The 18,749-nt window shown below is 70.0% G+C and carries 21 protein-coding genes; 16 read left to right on the top strand and 5 right to left on the bottom strand.

Going from position 1 to position 18,749, the window contains the following annotated elements; all coding sequences use genetic code 11:
* Window positions 1–109: 109 nt before the first annotated feature.
* The 5 genes from ACFVX6_RS37525 to ACFVX6_RS37545 all read right to left on the bottom strand — a co-directional run bounded on the left by ACFVX6_RS37525 (window position 110) and on the right by ACFVX6_RS37545 (window position 3,687).
* Window positions 110–589 (bottom strand): group II truncated hemoglobin, encoded by a 480-nt coding sequence (locus ACFVX6_RS37525; RefSeq protein ID WP_389699079.1) that lies wholly within the window; start codon window positions 587–589, stop codon window positions 110–112.
* Window positions 586–915 (bottom strand): putative quinol monooxygenase, encoded by a 330-nt coding sequence (locus ACFVX6_RS37530; RefSeq protein WP_389699080.1) that lies wholly within the window; start codon window positions 913–915, stop codon window positions 586–588. The genes ACFVX6_RS37525 and ACFVX6_RS37530 overlap by 4 nt, the downstream gene beginning before the upstream one ends.
* A 91-nt stretch (window positions 916–1,006) precedes the next feature.
* Window positions 1,007–1,504: a hypothetical protein gene (locus ACFVX6_RS37535; protein ID WP_389699081.1), complete on the bottom strand. Its 498-nt coding sequence runs from the start codon at window positions 1,502–1,504 to the stop codon at window positions 1,007–1,009.
* Window positions 1,505–1,654: 150 nt separating this feature from the next.
* A complete protein-coding gene (locus ACFVX6_RS37540; RefSeq protein WP_389699094.1) occupies window positions 1,655–3,298 on the bottom strand; it encodes an FAD-dependent oxidoreductase in 1,644 nt (547 codons plus the stop codon).
* Window positions 3,299–3,414: 116 nt separating this feature from the next.
* A complete protein-coding gene (locus tag ACFVX6_RS37545; RefSeq protein ID WP_250741351.1) occupies window positions 3,415–3,687 on the bottom strand; it encodes a UBP-type zinc finger domain-containing protein in 273 nt (90 codons plus the stop codon).
* 288 nt (window positions 3,688–3,975) lie between these two features.
* Between ACFVX6_RS37545 and ACFVX6_RS37550 the strand changes: the two genes are divergently transcribed.
* The 16 genes from ACFVX6_RS37550 (at window position 3,976) to ACFVX6_RS37625 (ending at window position 18,638) form a co-directional block, all read left to right on the top strand.
* A complete protein-coding gene (locus ACFVX6_RS37550; RefSeq protein ID WP_389699082.1) occupies window positions 3,976–4,800 on the top strand; it encodes a type 1 glutamine amidotransferase domain-containing protein in 825 nt (274 codons plus the stop codon).
* A 45-nt stretch (window positions 4,801–4,845) separates the two neighbouring features.
* On the top strand, window positions 4,846–6,501 hold the full coding sequence (locus ACFVX6_RS37555) for a thiamine pyrophosphate-binding protein (RefSeq protein ID WP_389699083.1): 1,656 nt from the start codon (window positions 4,846–4,848) through the stop codon (window positions 6,499–6,501).
* A gap of 55 nt (window positions 6,502–6,556) precedes the next feature.
* Window positions 6,557–6,988 carry a nuclear transport factor 2 family protein gene (locus tag ACFVX6_RS37560; protein ID WP_266959225.1) on the top strand — a complete coding sequence of 144 codons (432 nt, stop codon included), beginning with the start codon at window positions 6,557–6,559 and terminating at the stop codon, window positions 6,986–6,988.
* A 20-nt stretch (window positions 6,989–7,008) separates the two neighbouring features.
* A complete protein-coding gene (locus ACFVX6_RS37565) occupies window positions 7,009–7,464 on the top strand; it encodes a nuclear transport factor 2 family protein (RefSeq protein ID WP_266910467.1) in 456 nt (151 codons plus the stop codon).
* A 5-nt stretch (window positions 7,465–7,469) separates the two neighbouring features.
* Window positions 7,470–7,850, top strand: coding sequence for a nuclear transport factor 2 family protein (locus ACFVX6_RS37570; protein WP_323182380.1), 381 nt, complete (start codon window positions 7,470–7,472; stop codon window positions 7,848–7,850).
* An 11-nt stretch (window positions 7,851–7,861) separates the two neighbouring features.
* Window positions 7,862–9,481 (top strand): GMC family oxidoreductase, encoded by a 1,620-nt coding sequence (locus ACFVX6_RS37575; protein ID WP_389699084.1) that lies wholly within the window; start codon window positions 7,862–7,864, stop codon window positions 9,479–9,481.
* On the top strand, window positions 9,474–10,136 hold the full coding sequence (locus ACFVX6_RS37580; protein WP_389699085.1) for a DJ-1/PfpI family protein: 663 nt from the start codon (window positions 9,474–9,476) through the stop codon (window positions 10,134–10,136). Before ACFVX6_RS37575 ends, ACFVX6_RS37580 begins: the two co-directional genes overlap by 8 nt.
* Window positions 10,136–10,588 carry a VOC family protein gene (locus tag ACFVX6_RS37585; protein ID WP_389699086.1) on the top strand — a complete coding sequence of 151 codons (453 nt, stop codon included), beginning with the start codon at window positions 10,136–10,138 and terminating at the stop codon, window positions 10,586–10,588. Before ACFVX6_RS37580 ends, ACFVX6_RS37585 begins: the two co-directional genes overlap by 1 nt.
* Before the next feature lies 1 nt (window position 10,589).
* The gene (locus ACFVX6_RS37590) at window positions 10,590–12,410 is read left to right on the top strand and encodes an AGE family epimerase/isomerase (protein ID WP_389699087.1); all 1,821 of its coding nucleotides are present in this window, start codon (window positions 10,590–10,592) and stop codon (window positions 12,408–12,410) included.
* A 36-nt stretch (window positions 12,411–12,446) separates the two neighbouring features.
* Entirely contained in the window at window positions 12,447–12,821 is a 375-nt protein-coding gene (locus ACFVX6_RS37595; protein WP_389699088.1) for an STAS domain-containing protein, read from the top strand.
* Entirely contained in the window at window positions 12,818–14,953 is a 2,136-nt protein-coding gene (glgX, locus tag ACFVX6_RS37600; protein ID WP_389699089.1) for a glycogen debranching protein GlgX, read from the top strand. Before ACFVX6_RS37595 ends, glgX begins: the two co-directional genes overlap by 4 nt.
* A gap of 78 nt (window positions 14,954–15,031) precedes the next feature.
* Window positions 15,032–15,343, top strand: a complete 312-nt coding sequence (locus ACFVX6_RS37605; protein ID WP_327307745.1) for an STAS domain-containing protein — start codon at window positions 15,032–15,034, stop codon at window positions 15,341–15,343.
* Between the two features lie 5 nt (window positions 15,344–15,348).
* On the top strand, window positions 15,349–15,813 hold the full coding sequence (locus tag ACFVX6_RS37610; RefSeq protein ID WP_389699090.1) for an ATP-binding protein: 465 nt from the start codon (window positions 15,349–15,351) through the stop codon (window positions 15,811–15,813).
* Window positions 15,795–17,054: a PP2C family protein-serine/threonine phosphatase gene (locus ACFVX6_RS37615; protein WP_389699091.1), complete on the top strand. Its 1,260-nt coding sequence runs from the start codon at window positions 15,795–15,797 to the stop codon at window positions 17,052–17,054. The genes ACFVX6_RS37610 and ACFVX6_RS37615 overlap by 19 nt, the downstream gene beginning before the upstream one ends.
* Window positions 17,054–17,809 (top strand): P-loop NTPase, encoded by a 756-nt coding sequence (locus tag ACFVX6_RS37620; RefSeq protein ID WP_389699092.1) that lies wholly within the window; start codon window positions 17,054–17,056, stop codon window positions 17,807–17,809. The genes ACFVX6_RS37615 and ACFVX6_RS37620 overlap by 1 nt, the downstream gene beginning before the upstream one ends.
* 88 nt (window positions 17,810–17,897) lie before the next feature.
* A complete protein-coding gene (locus tag ACFVX6_RS37625; protein ID WP_389699093.1) occupies window positions 17,898–18,638 on the top strand; it encodes a type 1 glutamine amidotransferase domain-containing protein in 741 nt (246 codons plus the stop codon).
* Window positions 18,639–18,749 lie beyond the last annotated feature (111 nt).

Raw genomic sequence — 18,749 nt, forward strand, 5'->3', positions numbered from 1 at the left:
TGCCACTCTCAACTTATAGCGCACAGGGGGGCTTGCGGCAAGGCCCCCGTAACGGCGCACAATCGTCGGCCGAGGCCACAACGGCCCAGGGGCTCCGCCGGGGTGGGGGTCAGGAATTCGGGATCCAGGGTGGGGTCTGGCCCCAGGACCAGACCGGGATGTCGGCCGCGTCGACCGGGGGCGGGTTGGGGCCCGAGTAGATCAGGGCCATGCGGGTGCCCCACTCGATGTAGTACGCGAAGACCGCCCGGAACTCCGGGTCCGTGGGCAGGCCCACCTCGTCGGCCGTGTCCGTCAGGAGGTCCACCCAGCGGCGGCGCTGCTGCTCGGTGATGCCGCGGCCCAGGTGTTTGGTGGCCATGTGCTGGTGGCCGCCGTGGGACGCGGTGTACTGCTTCGGGCCGCCGAAGACCTCCGCCAGCCAGACCGCCACGTGCTGGGGGTGCCCCGCGTCCATGCCCGCGAAGACCGGGGCCAGGATCTCGTCCTGCAGGGCGTGGGCGTAGAAGACGTCCGTGAGGCGGTCCATCGCCTCCGCGCCGCCCATCCACTCGTAGATGGTGGGCGTGGTGTCGGGTGTGGTGCTCATGACGGGGTGGAAGCCTTTCCGGGGCCGGCCACCTTGGTGACGAGGTAGTGCTTCATTTCCTCGATGGCCGTGACGTACGGGCGGATCGCGCTGAAGAACGCGGGGAAGTGCTCGCCCTTGCGGAAGCCGTTCAGGTGGGCGTCGATCGAAGTCCAGCGGATGCGCAGGATGTAGCGCTCGGGCTCCTCCTCGCTGCGGGCGAGTTCGTAGTCGATGCACTCCGGCGAGGCGGTCAGGGACTCGGAGGCCCTGACGTACGCGTCTTCGAAAGCCGGCTGATCGTCCAATGCGATCCGGTAACGGATGTATTCGACGGTGGTGGTCATGGTGCGGGCCTCTCCCTGGGGTCGGGCGTTGATCGCCGGTGGTCCGTGTCAGGCTTGCGCGATCTTGCGGGCGCCGGGGGATCTTTCGCCGTTATGACCCGGACTTCTGGGAGTCGGCCAGGTCCGGACCCTCTGCGCGGACCTGCTGGACCCGGTCCAGGGACTCGCGCAGGTCCGTCAGCCAGGTGTCGGTGTTGCGTCCGACCAGGCGGACGCACCAGGCCAGGGCGTCGGCGCGGCTGCGGGCGACGCCGCCCGCGACCAGGGTGTCGAGGACCTGACGCTCGGGCTGGCGCAGGCGGGTCATGACGGGGACCGCGAGGTGGGTGAAGAGGGTCCGCTCCTCGCCCGACTGGGCGGCCCAGGACACCTTGCGGCGGTAGAGCTCCTCCGCCTCCCTGGCCACCTCGACGCGCTGCTCGCGGGTGCGCTCGCGGAAGGCCGCCACCGATTCGGTCGCGGGTATCTCACCGACGACGGTGATCTCCTCCCGGTCGACCGTGACCGAGAGGAGCGACTGGTAGACGTCCACCGGCAGCCGCTCGGCGAACCAGGAGCGGAGCTGCTCGTTCTGCTCGGATGTAATCATGTAATCAACGGTGCGTCCGGGCAGAGCTTGATCGCAAGGGGGTCGGCGCCCTGTTCGCTCTCGGCCCAGAGGAACCAGTGCAGAGGGACCAGTGCAGAGGGACCAGCGCCGCAGAGGGATCAGCGCCGCAGAGGGATCAGCGCGGTGGGATCAGCCCATCGAGCGGTAGCGGTGGATCAGGGAGACCGCCATGGCTCCCTCGCCCACGCCCGAGGCGACGCGTTTGACCGAGTGGGCCCGTACGTCCCCCGCCGAGAACACTCCGGGGACGCTGGTCTCCAGCGGGTACGGGGCGCGCTCCAGGCTCCATTCCTCCGGGAGTTCGCCGCCGTTGGAGATCAGGTCCGAGCCGGTGAGCACGAAGCCGTACTCGTCCCGCTCCACCACCCCGGCCAGCCACTCCGTGTGCGGGCGGGCGCCGATGAAGGTGAACATGAAGCGGGCCGGGATCTCCTTGTCCTCGCCGGTCTCGGAGTTGTGGAGGGTCAGGCGCTCGAGGTGGTCCTCGCCGTGCAGGCGGACGACCGTCGTGCGGACCCGCACCTCGATGTTGGGGGTCCGCTCGATCTCGTCGATCAGGTAGCGGGACATGCTGTCGTCGAGCGAGGCCGCGCGGACCAGGATCGTGACCCGGGCGGCGTACTTGGCGAAGTGCACGGCGGCCTGGCCGGCCGAGTTGGCCCCGCCCACGATGAACACGTGCTGCGAGATGCACGCCGAGCTCTCCGTGGTCGCCGCGCCGTAGTAGAGCCCGGCGCCCTCGAAGCGGTCGGCGCCCGGGGCGTCCAGGCGGTTGTACGAGACCCCGGTCGCCAGGAGCACCGTCTCGGCGCTGATCTCCGTACCGTCCGCCAGGGTCAGGATCTTCGCCGGGTCGTCACGGGTCAGCGAGGTCACCTCCACCGGGTGCAGGATCTCGGCTCCGAAGCGGGAGGCCTGGATGGTGGCGCGGCGGGTCAGGTCGCCGCCGGAGAGGCCCGAGGGGAAGCCGAGGTAGTTCTCGATCAGGCTGGAGGTGCCGGCCTGGCCGCCCGGGGCGCGGGAGTCCAGCATGAGCGTGGAGAGGCCCTCGGAGGCCGAGTAGACGCCGGCCGCGAGGCCCGCCGGGCCCGCACCGACGATGACGCACTCGTAGTGCGGGCGGGAGGCGGTGGTGGCCAGCCCCAGGCGCTGGGCGAGCTGCGTGTCCGTCGGCGCGGAGAGCACCGAGCCGTCCGGGAAGCGGACCAGGGGCAGCGCGGCGTCGGGCTGGGCGGCGGCGATCACGGTCAGCGCCTCGGGGTCCCGCTCGACGTTGAGGAAGCGGAAGGGCTGGCCGTTGCGGGTGAAGAAGTCCCGGACGGCGTGGGTGCCGGGGGAGACCAGGTGACCCGCGACGATGATCCCGTCGTACGCCGGGCGGTAGGTGGCGAGCCAGTCGGAGAGCAGATCGTCCAGGACCGGGAAGAGCCGCTCGTGCGGCGGGTCCCAGGGCTTGAGCAGGTAGTAGTCCAGGCGGACCCGGTTGATGGCGGTGATCGCCGCGTCCGTCTCGGCGTACGCGGTGAGGAGCACGCGGCGGGCGTCGGGGAAGCGGCTGACGGCCTCCAGCAGGAACTCGACCCCGGTGACGTCCGGCATCCGCTGGTCGACGAGGAAGAGCGCCGGGTCGTGGCCGCGCTCGTCGAGGGAGTCCAGGATCTTGAGGGCGTCGGCGGCCGAGGAGGCGCCGAGCACCCGGTAGCGGTCTCCGTACGCGCTGCGCAGGTCGCGGCGGACGGCGCGCAGCACCTGCGGGTCGTCGTCCACGGCCAGGATGACGGGCTTGCGGTTCTCCGCGCGCGCCGCGGCTTCGGCGGTCGCGGCGGCGGTGCTCGTGGGCGCGGTGCTCGTGGGCGTGGTGCCGGCGGCGGCGCTCTCCGGGGCCGCGCTCACGCCGGGTCCAGCATCAGCTTGTCGGCGTAGCACCAGGCCCAGTCCTCGCCGGGCTCGTGGGAGGCCGCGATGGGGTGCGCGGTGGTTCCGTAGTGCCTGGTGGCGTGACGGTTCTTCGAGGAGTCGCAGCAGCCGACGTGCCCGCAGCTCAGGCACATCCGCAGGTGCACCCAGGTGTCACCGGAGACGAGGCACTCCTCGCAGCCCTCGGTGCCGGGTTTCACCGGACGTATCGATTCGATGTGGGTGCACAACAGGTCCATCGTCATCGTCCCCGTCCCTCTCTCGCGCATCCGCGCTTCGCGCACGTGATTGCAGTGCGCCCGTGATTCACGGCGCGTCCAGACCATAAGGCGGGGCCCCGGCGACGGTTCAGGGATTCGGCCGAAGTCAGGTAGTCCGGAAGCTACTTCATGACATCGCCGGACGACTTCCTGAGGTGACCCCATGACCTGGGCGACTACCTCACGAAGTCGCATACCAGCGCTTTGACGGGAACCCCGGGCGCGGCCAGTGTGGGGGACGCCAACGACAACAGGCGGCGCCTGGAGGAATCCGTGAGCAGAAAGATTCTGGTCATTGTCTCCGAACACGGTTACTGGGCCGAAGAACTGATCGGCCCCGTATCCCAGTTCGACGAGCAGGGCTATGAAGTCGTATTCGCCACGCCGACCGGAAAGCGTGCCCACGCTCTCCCGCCGAGCCTCGACGCGAACTACATCGATCCTCCGCTGGGACGCTCGGTCACCACCGAGGAGAACGCCCGGCTGGGCCGGGAGTTCGAGCAGTCGAGCCGGCTCGACTCCCCCCTCGACATCGAAGCGTGGGCCCCCGAGCGCCCGTACACGAGCGACTCGGCCTATCTGCCCAAGCTGGAGCAGTACCACCGCGATCTGGACAAGCTCCAGGTCGACATCGCCGGCTTCGACGCGGTGCTCATCGTGGGCGGCAGCGGTCCGATCGTCGACCTCGCCAACAACGAGCGCGTGCACGCCCTGATCCTCGCCTTCAAGAACGCGGGCAAGGTGGTCGCGGCCGAGTGCTACGGCGTCGCCTGCCTGGCCTTCGCCCGGGACTGGGGTGACCGCCGCAGCATCATCTGGGGCAAGCACGTGACCGGCCACTGCAAGGAGTACGACTACAAGGACGGCACCGGATTCCTCGGCACCGATTTCAACATGGGGCCGCCGCCGTATCCGCTCGAGTACATCCTGCGCGATGCGACCGGGCCGCGCGGTGCGTACCACGGGAATTTCGGCCACCCCCTTTCGGTGATCGTCGACTTCCCGTTCGTGACCGGTCGTTCGACCCCCGACTCGTATCTCACGGGGCAGAAGATCGTGGAAGTCCTGGAGAACGGTCTCACCCGGTACGGCTGGTAATTCCGGTAACTCCGGCACGACGGTACGCAAAGGAGGGGGAGTTCGATGAGTTCTGGAGCCACTCCCGGACGGGAAAGGCTGATCGACCAGTTCAAGGCCGACGGCCTGAACGTCATGTTCGGAAATCCGGGGACGGTGGAACAGGGATTCCTCGACGCGGTCGACGCGGCGGAGGACTTCCACTACGTCCTCGCCCTCCAGGAGACGGTGGCCGCCGGGATCGCCGACGGCTACGCCCGCGCCACCGGCGGGGCGGCGCTGCTCCAGCTCCACTCCGGGGTGGGGCTGGGCAACGGCATCGGCATGCTCTACCAGTCGCTGCGCGGCCACACCCCGCTCGTCGTCGTCGCCGGTGACGCCGGGGTGCGCTACGACGCCATGGACGCGCAGATGGCGTCCGACCTCGTGGCGATGGCGAAGCCGGTGACCAAGTACGCGACCCGGGTCACCGACCGGCACTCCGTGCTGCGGACCATCCGCCGGGCGGTGAAGATCGCCCTGACCCCGCCGCGCGGTCCGGTGTTCGTGGCGCTGCCGATGGACGTGCTGGACGAGCTCAACTCCGAGCTCGTGCTGCCCTCGACGGTGCCGCTCACGGACGTGGCCCCCTCGCCCGCCTCGGTGGGGCGGGCGGCCGAGCTGCTGGCCTCCGCCGAGCGGCCGGTCGTCCTCGTCGGAGACGGGGTCGCGCTCTCCGGGGCGCAGCGCGAGCTCGTCGCCGTCGCCGAGCTGCTCGGCGCCGACGTGTACGAGGTCGACTCCTCCGAGGTGAACATCGCGGCCTCGCACCCGCTGCGCCGCGGTCAGACGGGCCACATGTTCGGCCCGCACAGCAAGGAGCTGATCGGGGACGCGGACGGGGTGCTGATCGTCGGCACCTACGTCTTCCCCGAGGTGTTCCCGGAGCTGGAGAGCCCCTTCCGGGCCGGCGCGCGGGTCGTGCACATCGACCTGAACGCCTACGAGATCGCCAAGAACCATCCGGTGGACCTCGGGCTCGCCGCCGATCCCCGGCAGGCTCTGCGCGCGCTGGCCGGCGTACTGGAACACCTGCTCACCCCCGCGCAGCGGGCGGCGGCGGCCGGGCGGCTGGACGCACGGACCCGGGAGCGGGTGCGGACGGGGCAGGCCGAGCGGGAGGCCAGGGAGGCGGACGGTTCGCCGATGGCGGTCTTCCTGCGGACCCTGGCCGAGCGCACGGGCGGGGACCTGATCGTCTTCGACGAGGCGCTGACCACCTCCCCGCTGGTCACCCGGTACCTGCCGCCGGAGCGGCCGGGCGACTACCACCTCACCCGGGGCGGATCGCTGGGCGTGGGCTTCCCGGGCGCGGTCGGCGTCAAGCTGGCCCGGCCGGAGCGGCTCGTCGTCGGCTTCGCCGGCGACGGCGGCTCGATGTACACCTACCAGGCGCTGTGGACCGCGGCCCGGCACGGCATCGAGGCCAAGTTCGTGGTCTGCAACAACCGCAAGTACCGGCTGCTGGACGACAACATCGCCCAGTACTGGCGGGAGCGCGACATTCCGCAGCACGGCTTCCCGGGTTCCTTCGACCTCTCGCACCCCGAGATCGACTTCGCCGCCCTGGCCCGGTCGCTCGGGGCGGGCGGGATGCGGGTGGAGAAGCCCGACGAGGCGATCGCCGCCGTGGGCCGGATGCTCGCCCACCCCGGGCCGTTCCTCGTGGACGTACAGATCTGACGCACATCGCCCGCACGGACCGTACGCAGAGCACGGACAGACAGGAGGAGACCGCATGCCCGCCGAGCGGCTGACCGAGGACGCGATCCGCGCCTTCGCCGACAAGTGGTACGTGGCCCTGGACCAGCACGTCCAGCCGGACCAGGTGCTGGCCCTGATCACCGAGGACCTGGAGTTCAAGGTCCCGGAGGACACCTTCCTCGGCCACCAGGGCTTCGGCCGCTGGTACGAGGCGGTCACGAACCGCTTCTTCGACGAGGTGCACACGGTCACGAAGGTGGAGCCCGTCATCGAGGGCGACCGGGCGATCGTCCGGGTCCTCGTCAACTGGCAGGCCAAGATCTGGGACCCGCCGGCCGCCCGCAGCGTGTGGCTGGGCTTCGACGCCGACCAGACCTGGACCGTGGTCGCCGGCCCCGACGGGCCGCTGATCCGGCAGTACACCGTCAACGAACTGGCGCCCATGCCCGGTTCCGCCTCCCTCTGAGCGCCGAAGGAGAAGCGACGATGACCGAAGTGACACGGGAGCGGGTCGAAGCGGCGTACCGCGCCCTCGGCTCCGGCGACCGGGCCAGGATCCTGGAGTACTACGCCGAGGACCTGCGCTGGCAGGTCCCCGGCAACCACCCGCTCGCCGGCTGGTACGAGAGCCTGGACGCCTTCCTGGAGCTGATGGGCCAGACCCACAAGCTCACGGGCGGCACCTTCCGCATGGACATCGAAGCGGTCCTCGTCGGCGAGGACTGCAGCGCGGACGTCTGCCGCAACGTCGCCGTGCGCGGCGGCGCCGACGAGTCGAGCCGGTCCCCGTACGAGCGGATGGACTACCCGGTCTTCCACTTCATGCGCTGGCGCGACGGCCGGATCGTCGAGGGCCACGACGGCCTGTTCGGCGACACGGCCACGGCCTTCAGCCAGTTCTGGGCGCCCTTCGCCCCGGACGGAACCCGTAGGGACCAGTAGGGGGGATGAGCGCCATGGACGCGCGGCAGATCTTGCAGAAGTACTACGAGTACGCCAACGCCGGTGACTGGGACAGCTGGTGCGACCTGTTCGCCGAGGACCAGGTCATGGACGAGCAGCTCGCCGGCCACATCGAGGGCCTGGAGACGCTGCGGTCGATGATGAAGGGCATGGGGACCATGTACCGGGTCTTCCGCAACGAGCCCGTGCACTTCCTCGTCGACGGGGAGAAGGCGGCGGCCGTCTCCCACCTGACCGCGGTCACCCCCTCCGGGGAGGAGATCGAGGCCGAGGTCATGAACTTCTTCCGGATCGTGGACGGAAAGATCGCCTACATGGCGAACCACCACGACACGGTTCCCTTCCAGGTGCTCGGCCAGGGCTGAGGGGGCGCGCGATGGCCGTGGATGAGTACGACTACATCGTCGTGGGATCCGGCACCGCCGGCAGCGTCCTCGCGAACCGCCTCTCCGAGGACCCGGACGTCACCGTCCTGGTCCTGGAGGCGGGAGCGGGCCGCATCCCTCCCGAGGTGGACGATCCGTCCTCCTGGTACAAGCTGCTCGGCGGGCCCGTCGACTGGGGTTACACCAGCGTCCCGCAGCCCGGCCTGGACGGCCGCCGCACGTACGAACCGCGCGGCAAGGCCCCCGGCGGCAGCAGCAACCTCTACATCATGATGCACATCCGGGGCCACGCCTCGGACTTCGACAACTGGGCCTACCAGGGCGCGGCCGGCTGGGCGCACGAGGACGTACTGCCCTACTTCGCGCTGCTGGAGGGCCAGGAGGACGCCACCGCGCCGACCACCGGCACCCGCGGCCCGCAACGCATCACCCACGCCGGGCGGCACGGCCCCAACCCGGTCTCCCGCGCCTTCATCGACGCCGCCGTCGAGCTCGGCCACGAGGAGATCGCCGACTTCAACACCGACGGGCCGCGGCGCGGACTCTTCGGCACCGGCTGGCACCACATCGACGTGGCCGACGGCCGCCGCCAGGGCGTCCTCGCCGCCTACCTGGAACCGGCCCTGGACCGCTCCAACCTGACCCTGCGCACCAGTGCGCAGAGCACCCGGCTGCTCCTCGACGGGGACACCTGCACGGGTGTCGAGTACGCCCAGCTCCAGGCCCCCGCCACGCTTTCGGACAGCGGCGTCCCGGGCCGGACCGTGCGCGACGGGCACAGCACCGCGCCCGAGCCCGGGCTGCACACCGTACGGGCCCGCCGGGAGGTGATCGTGGCCGCCGGGGCGATCGAATCGCCGAAGCTGCTGCTGCTCTCCGGGATCGGGCACCCCGAACAGCTGCGCGAGCACGGCATCGCGACCGTAGCCGCGCTGCCCGGGGTCGGCGAGAACTTCCACAACCACGTACTGACCGGGCTGATGGCCGAGGTCACCCAGGAACTGCCGCCGCCCGCACAGAACTTGTCCGAGAGCGCGCTGTTCCTCTCCTCCCGGCCCGGACTGCCCGCGCCGGACCTGCAGATCGCCTTCGTACACGTGCCGTTCGACGTGATCGTCGGCCGGGACCACCCGAACACCGTGTCGATCCTGCCCGGCGTCGTCCGTCCCGTGTCGCGGGGCTGGATCAAGCTGGCGAGCTCCGATCCGCTGGCCCACCCGCTGATCCACCCGAACTACCTGGGCGACCGCTGGGACCTGGAGCGGATGGTCCAGGGCGTCAAGACCGCCCGGGAGCTCTTCGCGACCTCCGCCTTCTCGCCCTGGTACAAGCAGGAGCTCCAGCCCGGACCGGGCTACGTGTCCGACGAGGACCTGCGCACCTTCGTGAAGCAGAAGTCGGAGAGCTACCACCACCAGGCCGGCTCCTGCCGCATGGGCATCGACGACCTCTCCGTCGTCGACCCCGAACTGCGGGTGCACGGCGTACGGAACCTGCGCGTCGTCGACGCGAGCGTGATGCCCGCCGTCCCGTCGGGCAACTGCCACACCGCCATCGCGATGATCGCCGAGCGCGCGGCGGACTTCCTGAAAGGGGTGTCCCGTGCCTGACGTGGTCCTGCGCGAAGGTGCGCTGACCGGAACCCGGATCGCGGTCCTGGTCGAGAGCGACTTCTACGAGCCGGAGATCTTCTACTACCAGCACCGGTTCGCGGAGGAGGGCGCCGAGGTCGACTTCCTGACCCGGCTGTGGGGCAACGACTCCATCACCTTCTCCGGGCACGAGTACCGCGCGCCGTTCACCGCGACCCGGTCCCTGGAGGGCCTGAGCGACGAGGAACTGCGCCGGTACGCGGCGATCATCGTGCCCTCGGGCATGGTGGCCGACCGGCTGCGCTACACCGAGGACGTGGACGTACTGGCCCCGGCGACGGAGCTGCTGCGCCGGGCCTTCGAGGAGCCGACCGTCCTCAAGGGGATCATCTGCCACGGCATGTGGCTGGCCGCCTCGATCCCGGACAAGGTGCGCGGCCGCAAGGTCGTCTGCCACAACAACCTCATCGGCGACGTCCGCAACATGGGCGGCGAGTACGTGGACGAGGACGTGGTGGTCGACGGCGACCTGGTCACCGGCCGTACCGGGGCCCACCACCACCTGTTCGCCCGCCGGATCATCGAGCTGATCGCCGCCGATCGGGGGGCGCGGGGCGCTCGCGGCGCGGGGAGCGTGCCGGGGAGCGCGCAGGGCGCGCGGGGCGCCGGCTGATGGCCCCGATGGTCTGGTCGCACGTGGGCCTGAACTGCGCCGACCAGAAGACCACCGAGGACTTCTACACCCGGTACTTCGGCTTCACCCGGGCCCGGGTGGTCGACCTCGGAGACGCACAGATCGTCTTCCTGCGCCAGGGGGACGTGTACCTGGAGCTCTTCGCGGCGGGCACCGAGCAGGCCGGTCCGGCCCACCACGACGGGCCGCCGGCGGCGGGCCGGATGCGCCACCTGGCCTTCCAGACCGACAGCGTGGACGCCTTCCTGGCCACGCTCGGCGGAGCGGCCGAAGTGACCCTGGGGCCACTGGACTTCGACGACTTCATCTGCGGGTGGCGGACCGTGTGGGTGCGCGATCCCGACGGGGTGATCGTCGAGGTCAGTCAGGGATTCGAGGACGAGCACGGCCACGAGCAAGGCCACGACCACGAAGAAAAGGACGGTGTATGACATGGCGGATGCCGTGAGCTTCTCCTTCTCCGACACGATCGCCGGCTACGTCGGCCGCTTCGACTCCGAGTCCAGGCTGCTGCGGCTGAAGACCTCGGACGGCCGCGAGTTCGACGTCTCCCTGGCCGGGGACCCCAGCGCCGAGCTGGTCCGCAACCTGGACGAGCCGTACATCGACGCCTCCGGGCACATCGACGAGATGCTCTCGCCGGGACGGTTCCTCTACGTCTACGGGGTGCACTACCCCGAGCAGGGCGGCCGCTTCGAGGCCAAGCGCCTGGTGTTCCTGGGCCGCGGGGCCGAGGACTACCGCTTCGAGGAACCCAGCTGGTGGATCAAGCAGATCGAGTCGCTGGCCGACTTCTACAAGCGGGCGCAGTTCGGCGACGGGCCGGTGGACTTCACCGAGTACCGCACCGAGATCCGGCTCGGCGGTGACAAGACCGCCAGCCACGTCCAGGAGACCGACACGATCTCCCGCCTGGTCTACGGCATGGCCTCGGCCTACCTGCTGACCGGCAAGGACGAGTACCTGGAGGTCGCCGAGCGCGGCACCGAGTACCTGCGCAAGCACATGCGCGTCGTGGACAGCGAAGAGGACGTGGTCTTCTGGTACCACGGCATCAGCGTAGACGGGGACAGCGAACGCAAGCTGTTCACCTCGGAGTTCTCCGACGATTACGACGCGATCCCGATGTACGAGCAGATCTACGCGCTGGCCGGCCCGATCCAGACCTACCGGGTCACCGGCGACATCCGGATCAAGAACGACGCGGACGCCACCATCCGGCTGTTCGACAAGTTCTTCAAGGACCCGGAGCAGGGCGGCTACTACTCGCACATCGACCCGATCCTCTTCAGCGCCGACCACGAGTCCCTCGGGGAGAACGCGGAGCGCAAGAACTGGAACTCGGTCGGCGACCACGCGCCCGCGTACCTGATCAACCTGTACCTCGCGACCGGGGAGCAGCGCTACGCGGACTTCCTCGAGTACACCTTCGACACGATCGCGGACAAGTTCCCGGACTACAAGAACAGCCCCTTCGTCCAGGAGCGCTTCTTCCGCGACTGGTCCCACGACACCGCGCACAGCTGGCAGCAGAACCGTGCGGTCGTCGGCCACAACCTCAAGATCGCCTGGAACCTGATGCGGATGAACTCGCTGAAGGCCAAGCCGGCCTACGAGGAACTCGCCCGCAAGATCGGCGAGATCATGCCGGCCGTCGGCAGCGACGTGCAGCGCGGCGGCTGGTACGACGTGGTCGAACGCGTCAAGTCGGGCGACGAGGAGACGTATCGTTTCGCCTGGCACGACCGCAAGGCCTGGTGGCAGCAGGAGCAGGCGATCCTCGCCTACCTCATCCTGAACGGCACCGTCGGCGGTGATGGATTCCTGCGCGAGGCCCGGCAGGCGGAGGCCTTCTACAACACCTTCTTCCTCGACCACGACGAGGGAGCCGTCTACTTCAACGTGCTCGCGAGCGGGACCCCGTACCTGCTCGGGACCGAGCGGCTCAAGGGCAGCCACTCGATGTCCATGTACCACTCGGCGGAGCTCTGCTACCTGTCCGCCGTCTACAACAACCTGCTCATCAACGGCCGGGAGATGGACTTCCACTTCCAGCCCGACCCGACGAACCTGCCCGACCGCGTGCTGCGCGTCTCGCCCGACCTGCTTCCCGCCGGCTCGGTGCGGATCGCGTCCGTCGAGATCGACGAGAAGCCGTACACGGACTTCGACGCCGACGGACTCACCGTCCGGCTGCCCGACGTCCAGGGCCGGGTCAAGGTCAAGGTCCGGCTGCGCCCGACCGCCCAGTAGCGCTCAACGGGGGCGCCCCACTCAGAGGGGAAAGCAATGACCCTGAACGTGAAGGAACGCCGCAACAAGGCGGGCACCGTGCTCGTCGCCACCGGCGAGATCAACAGTGAGACCTCCGGATCGCTGCTGCAGACGCTGCTGCCGCTGGTCCGCGAGGGCAGGCCGCTGCGCATCGACCTGACGGCCGTCACCTACGTCTCCAGCGCCGGGCTGCGCACCCTGCTCGTCGTCTACCGCGAGGCCCAGCACGCCGGGGTCGCCGTCACCCTCTACGGGGTGAGCGAGGAAGTCCGGTTCGTCATGTCGGCCACCGGCTTCCTCGACTTCTTCTCCACCGGCGAGGCCGAGGCGGCCGCCGCCAAAACGGCCGCCAAGACGGCCGCCACGACGGCCGCCAAGGCCGCGCGATGAGCGAGTCGGCGTCCGAACAGGTGCTGCGCGTCGACGCGTACCCGACCCACGAGGTGGGCGGGTACCGCGTCCGCGCCGGCAAACCGTTCCCCTTCGGGGCCAACGTGGTCCCCGGCGGGGTCAGCTTCTCCGTCTTCTCCGACCAGGCCACCTCCATGACCCTGGTCATCTACCGGCGCGGAGAGCCCGAGCCGATGGCCGAGCTGGAGTTCCCCCAGGAATTCCGCACCGGCAGCGTCTTCGCCATGACGGTCTTCGGCCTCGACCACGAGAACATCGAGTACGGCTACCGGGCCGACGGACCCTACGACCCCGTCACCGGCCACCGCTTCGACGCCCGCCAGGTGCTCTCCGACCCCTACGCCCGGCTCATCGCCGGCCGCGACGTGTGGGGCGTGGAGCCGGACCGCAGCCGCGGCTACCAGTACCGCTCCCGCGTCTGCCTCCAGGACTTCGACTGGGGCAACGACACCCCGCTGGGCATCCCCGCCGAGGACCTCGTCGTGTACGAGACCCACGTGCGCGGCTTCACCCGGCACCCCTCCTCACAGGTCACCGCCCCCGGCACCTTCGCGGGGCTGCGGGAGAAGATCCCGTACCTGAAGGAGCTCGGGATCAACTGCATCGAGCTGCTGCCGGTGTTCGAGTTCGACGAGAGCGACAACCCGCGCCACAACCCGGAGACGGGCGAGCAGCTCTTCGACTACTGGGGCTACAACACCGTCTCCTTCTTCGCCCCCAAGGCCGGCTACGCGGCCACCGGACGCTACGGCATGCAGGGCGACGAGTTCCGCACCCTGATCAAGGACCTGCACGCGGCCGGCATCGAGGTCATCCTCGACGTCGTCTTCAACCACACGGCCGAGGGCAACGAGCAGGGCCCCACCATCTCCTTCAAGGGCCTCGACAACGCCACGTACTACATGCTCACGCCCGAGGGGTACTACTTCAACTTCAGCGGCACCGGCAACACCGTCAACTGCAACCACCCCGTCGTGCGCAACTTCGTCCTCGACTGCCTGCGCCACTGGGTCGCCGATTACCACATCGACGGTTTCCGCTTCGACCTCGCGGCCATCCTCGGCCGCTCCGCGGACGGCACGCCGCTGCCCAACCCGCCGCTGCTGGAACTGCTCGCCTACGACCCGGTGCTGCGGCACACCAAGCTCATCGCCGAGGCCTGGGACGCCGGCGGCCTCTACGAGGTCGGCAACTTCCCGGCGTACGGCCGCTGGGCGGAGTGGAACGGCAAGTACCGCGACACCGTGCGCAGCTTCCTCAAGGGCGACCCCGGGGTCACCGGGGAACTCGCCACCCGGCTCGCCGGCTCGCCCGACCTCTACTCCAGCCGCGGGACCTCGGCGTCGGTCAACTTCCTGACCGCGCACGACGGTTTCAGCCTGGCCGACCTGGTCTCGTACAACGACAGGCACAACGAGGCCAACGGCGAGGGCAACAACGACGGCGGGAACGACAACGCGAGCTGGAACTGCGGAGCCGAGGGGCCGACCGAGGATCCCGAGGTCAACGCGCTGCGGCTGCGCCAGATGAAGAACGCCCTGGCCATCCTCTTCACCAGTCAGGGCATCCCGATGCTGCTGTCCGGCGACGAGGTGGCGCGCACCCAGCAGGGCAACAACAACACGTACTGCCAGGACAACGAACTGTCCTGGTTCGACTGGAGCCAGGTCGACGAGAACTCCGAACTGCTCCGGTTCACCCGGGAGATGATCGCCTTCCGCAAGCGCCACCGCGAGCTGCGCTCCACCTCGCACCCCACCGGGCAGCTCCGCGACAGCCTCGGGCTGCCCGACATCAGCTGGCACGGGGAGCGGGCCTGGCAGCCCGACTGGTCGACGGAGAGCCGGCTGCTGGCGGTCGCCCGCTGCGGCACCGGTGACGACGACGTGGTGTACGCGGCCATGAACTCCCACTGGGAGGCGCACGACCTGGAACTGCCCGCCCTCCCGGGCGGCCGCAGCTGGCACCTCTTCGCGGACACCGGGGCCGAAGCCCCGTACGACATCCGCACCCCCGGCGCCGAACTCGAACTGGAGAACGCCGGGAAGTACCTGATCGGTCCGCGCTCGGTCGTGATCCTGGTCGGCCGCACGCCCGACGCCGAGCTCTAGCCGGACGCCGAGCCCTAGCCCACGGCCGAGCTCCAGCCCGACGCCGAGCTCCGGCCCATGCATCGAAGGAGACCTGACATGCCGCTTTCCGTGTCCCTGAGCATCGAGGGCGACACCACCGTGATCGAGCTGGAGGGCGAACTGGACGCCAAGACCGCGCCGGACTTCCACCAGACCATCGAGAAGGCCGCCGGCCACGGCACCAGCACCGTCGAGATCCGCATGGCCGGGGTCGGCTACATGGCCAGCGCCGGACTGCGCTCCCTGGTCTTCGCCCAGCAGAAGGTGGGGGAGCACGTCACCATCAAGGTGGTCGGCGCCATCGAGCCCGTCGCCCGGACCATCCGGACGGCCGGTCTCGACCGCAGCATCGTGCTCTCCGACGACTGAGTCCGATGGACGAGGCGGTCAAGACGGCGAGGATGTCCGCCGAGCTGGAAGTGCCCGCCACCCTGGGGGCACTGGGCGACATCGCCGCGCTCGTCCGGCGGCTGGCCGGGGGCGCGGGCCTGGGCAAGGGCGCCTCGTACCGGATCCGGCTGGCGGTGGACGAGCTGGCCACCAACATCGTGATGCACGGGTACCGGGGCGGCGACGGACGGATCACCGTCCGGGGCCGCTCCGGGCCGGGCCGGGTGCAGATCTCCCTAGAGGACCGCGCACCGGCCTTCGACCCCGTCCAGGGGCGACTGCCGCCCGAGCCGCACACCGCTCCCGAGCGGCGGCGGATCGGCGGACTCGGCATCCACCTCGCACTGACCAGCGTGGACGAGTTCGACTACGTACGCAGGGACGGCCGCAACATCAGCACGCTGACTGTGATGGCTGAGGGGACGGACCCATGCCCTCCACGACCGTGATCATCCTCGACGAGTACCCGCCACCACCTCTCGAACTCCTCGGAGCACTGGGGGAGATGGGCGCGGAACTCGTCCCGCGCACGCTGGCCGAGCTCCTGGCCGGCCCACTGGAGGAGCTGCCCGAAGCGGACGTGCTGCTCGCCCCGGCCCAGGCCGACGGAGAGTCCGTACGGACCGCCGTGCGCCGGCTGCGCCGCTGGGCCGGCGCCCCCATCGTGGTCGTCTGGACCGTGACGGAGTTCGCCGCCCTGGAGGAACACGTCCGGATCGGGCACGACTACCTCGTACCCCCCTTCCTGCCCGCCCTCGTCGGGGCCCGGCTGCACAGCTGCTCGGAGCGCGCCGGACTCGGCCGCACCCTGCGCGAAGCCGACGCCCGCGCCGAACTCATGGGGTACGAGAAGGAGTTGGAGATCGGCCGGGAGATCCAGGCCGGGTTCCTGCCGGAATCGCTGCCGGTCCCCGAGGGCTGGGAGATCGACGTGTGCTTCCGGCCCGCCCGGCAGGTCGCCGGGGACTTCTACGACGTCTTCGAGCTCTCCCGCGGCAGGCGCCTGGCCTTCGTCGTCGCCGACGTCTGCGACAAGGGGGTCGGAGCCGCGCTCTTCATGGCGCTCATCCGCTCCCTGCTGCGGCACACCGCCGAGAACAGCGGCCTCCAGCACCTGGTGGCCGCCGGCCGCACCGGCAACAGCCGGCGCATCCCGGTGGTGGGTGCCACGCCGCTGCTCAACGCGGTCACCGCCACCAACGGCTACCTGACCCGCAACCACCTGCGGCAGGGCTACTTCGCCACCCTCTTCTTCGGGGTGCTCGACCCGCTCACCGGCTCCCTCGTCTACATCAACGGCGGCCACAATCCGCCGCTGCTGCTGGACGCCGACGGTGGCGAGCCGCGCGCGCTGGAGGTCACCGGCCCCGCCGTCGGGGTGCTCCCGGACTGTGTGTACACGCTCGGCTACGCGCAGTTGAACCCGGGCGACACGCTCTTCGTGTTCACCGACGGAGTGCCCGAGGCGCGCTGCCCCAGCGGCGGTTTCCTCGGCGACGAGCGGATGCTGCAGCTGCTCTCCGGTCCTCCGGTGAGCGGCAGGGAGGTGGTCCACCGCATGGACACGGCCGTACGCGAACACACCGGAACAGCCGAACAGCACGACGACGTCACCATGCTGGCCCTGCACCGGCCACGCGCGGCGCGGGGGCCGCACGCGGGCGGCGCCGATTGCCAGGTCGTGGCCTGATGGCCCGGACCATCGTGGTGCACTCGTACCGCGGCGGTACCGGAAAGTCCTCGGTACTGGCGAACCTGGCCCTGCTCCTCGCGGGCGAGGGGCGCCGGGTGGGGGTGATCGACACGGACATCCAGTCGCCCACCCTGGACCTGCTCTTCAGGCTCGGCCCCGGTCCCTCGCTCGCCGACTACCTGCTCGGCCGGTGCGAGATCGAGGCCACCGCCCAGGAGGTCGTCACGGGCTGCGGCCGCGGGGTCCTGTACGTCGTACCGGCGCGGACCGGGACGGCGGCCCTGCGGGAGCTCATGACCACCGGCTACGACGTGGGGCTGCTGCCCGAGGGCTTCGACCGGCTGGCCCTGCACCACGCCCTGGACGTCCTGCTGCTCGACACCCATGCCGGGCTCAACAACGAGTCGGTCACCGCGATGGCCAGCGCCGACGTACTGCTGATCATGGCCCGGGCCGACCGGATCGACCTCCTCGGCGTCGAGGAGACCATCGCCCTGACCGGCCGGCTCGCCTGCCGGCGGACCCTGGTGATGAGCATGGCGCCGGAGGGCATCGACCGGCAGGCGGCCCGCCGGCGGGCCGAGGAGGTCTACCGCACCCCGCTGGCCGGGATCCTTCCCTATGTTCCGGAAATGGCCGCGCTCTACGGGGAGCGCATATTCTCCGAAGCTCATCCCGACCACCCCCTGGTCGGTGAATTCCGCACCATCATCTCGGCGTTGGACGCACGTGACGAAGTATCGCGTGCCTGACGTCTCCCCCTTACGCCCCTAGCGGGGGGCGTGTTGAATCGGCAGCGAATCCAGCGCAGCCGGAACATCCGGAAGAAGGAGAAGAGTCATGAAGATTCTCGTCGTCATGACGGCCAAGGCCACGCTTCATCTGCTGGACGGGGAACAACACCCCTCGGGTTTCTGGGCCGAGGAATTCGCCGTTCCCTACACCCTCTTCAAGAACGCGGGCCACACCGTGGACGTGGCGACGATCGCGGGCCGGACCCCGACGGTCGACGCGACCAGCATCGACCCCCAGTTCCTCCAGTGGGTCCGCCCCCAGGGCTCCGCCGACACGGACACGGCCAGCGCCCTGGAGTACAGCCGCGTCATAGAGAACACCCCGCAGCTGAGAAACCCGATCGCCCTGGAGACCCTGGGCGAGAAGGACATCGCCGACTACGACGGCATCTACATCAGCGGCGGCCACGGGGCCATCGGTGACCTGCCCAAGTCCGACGAGCTCGCGCAGATCCTGCGCTGGGCCATCGCCCAGGACAAGCCCCTGGCCACCGTCTGCCACGGACACACCGCCCTGCTGGCCCTGCGCGACGGCGAGGGCCAGTGGCCCTTCGCGGGCTACCGGATGACCGCCTTCTCGCACAGCGAGGAGCTCGTCACCAACATGGCCGGCCGCCTCCCGCTGATCCTGGAGGCCGAACTCACCCGGCTCGGCGCCCGCTACGAGAAGGCCGACGCGATCTGGGACTCGCACGTGGTGGTGGACCGCAAGCTCACCACCGGCCAGAACCCCTACTCCTCCAAGGCCCTCGCGGAGACGTTCTTACGTCAGCTCGCGCAGGGCTAGCCGTAGGGGGTGTGGGGCGGGGGGGCCGGGGGGGGGGGGGGGGGGGGCCCCCCCCCCCCCCCCCCCCCCCCCCCCCGCCCCCCCCGCCCCCCCGGGGCACCCCCCCCCCCC

Source organism: Streptomyces sp. NPDC058289 (assembly GCF_042880975.1).
In the GTDB taxonomy this organism is placed as follows: domain Bacteria; phylum Actinomycetota; class Actinomycetes; order Streptomycetales; family Streptomycetaceae; genus Streptomyces; species Streptomyces stoeckheimensis.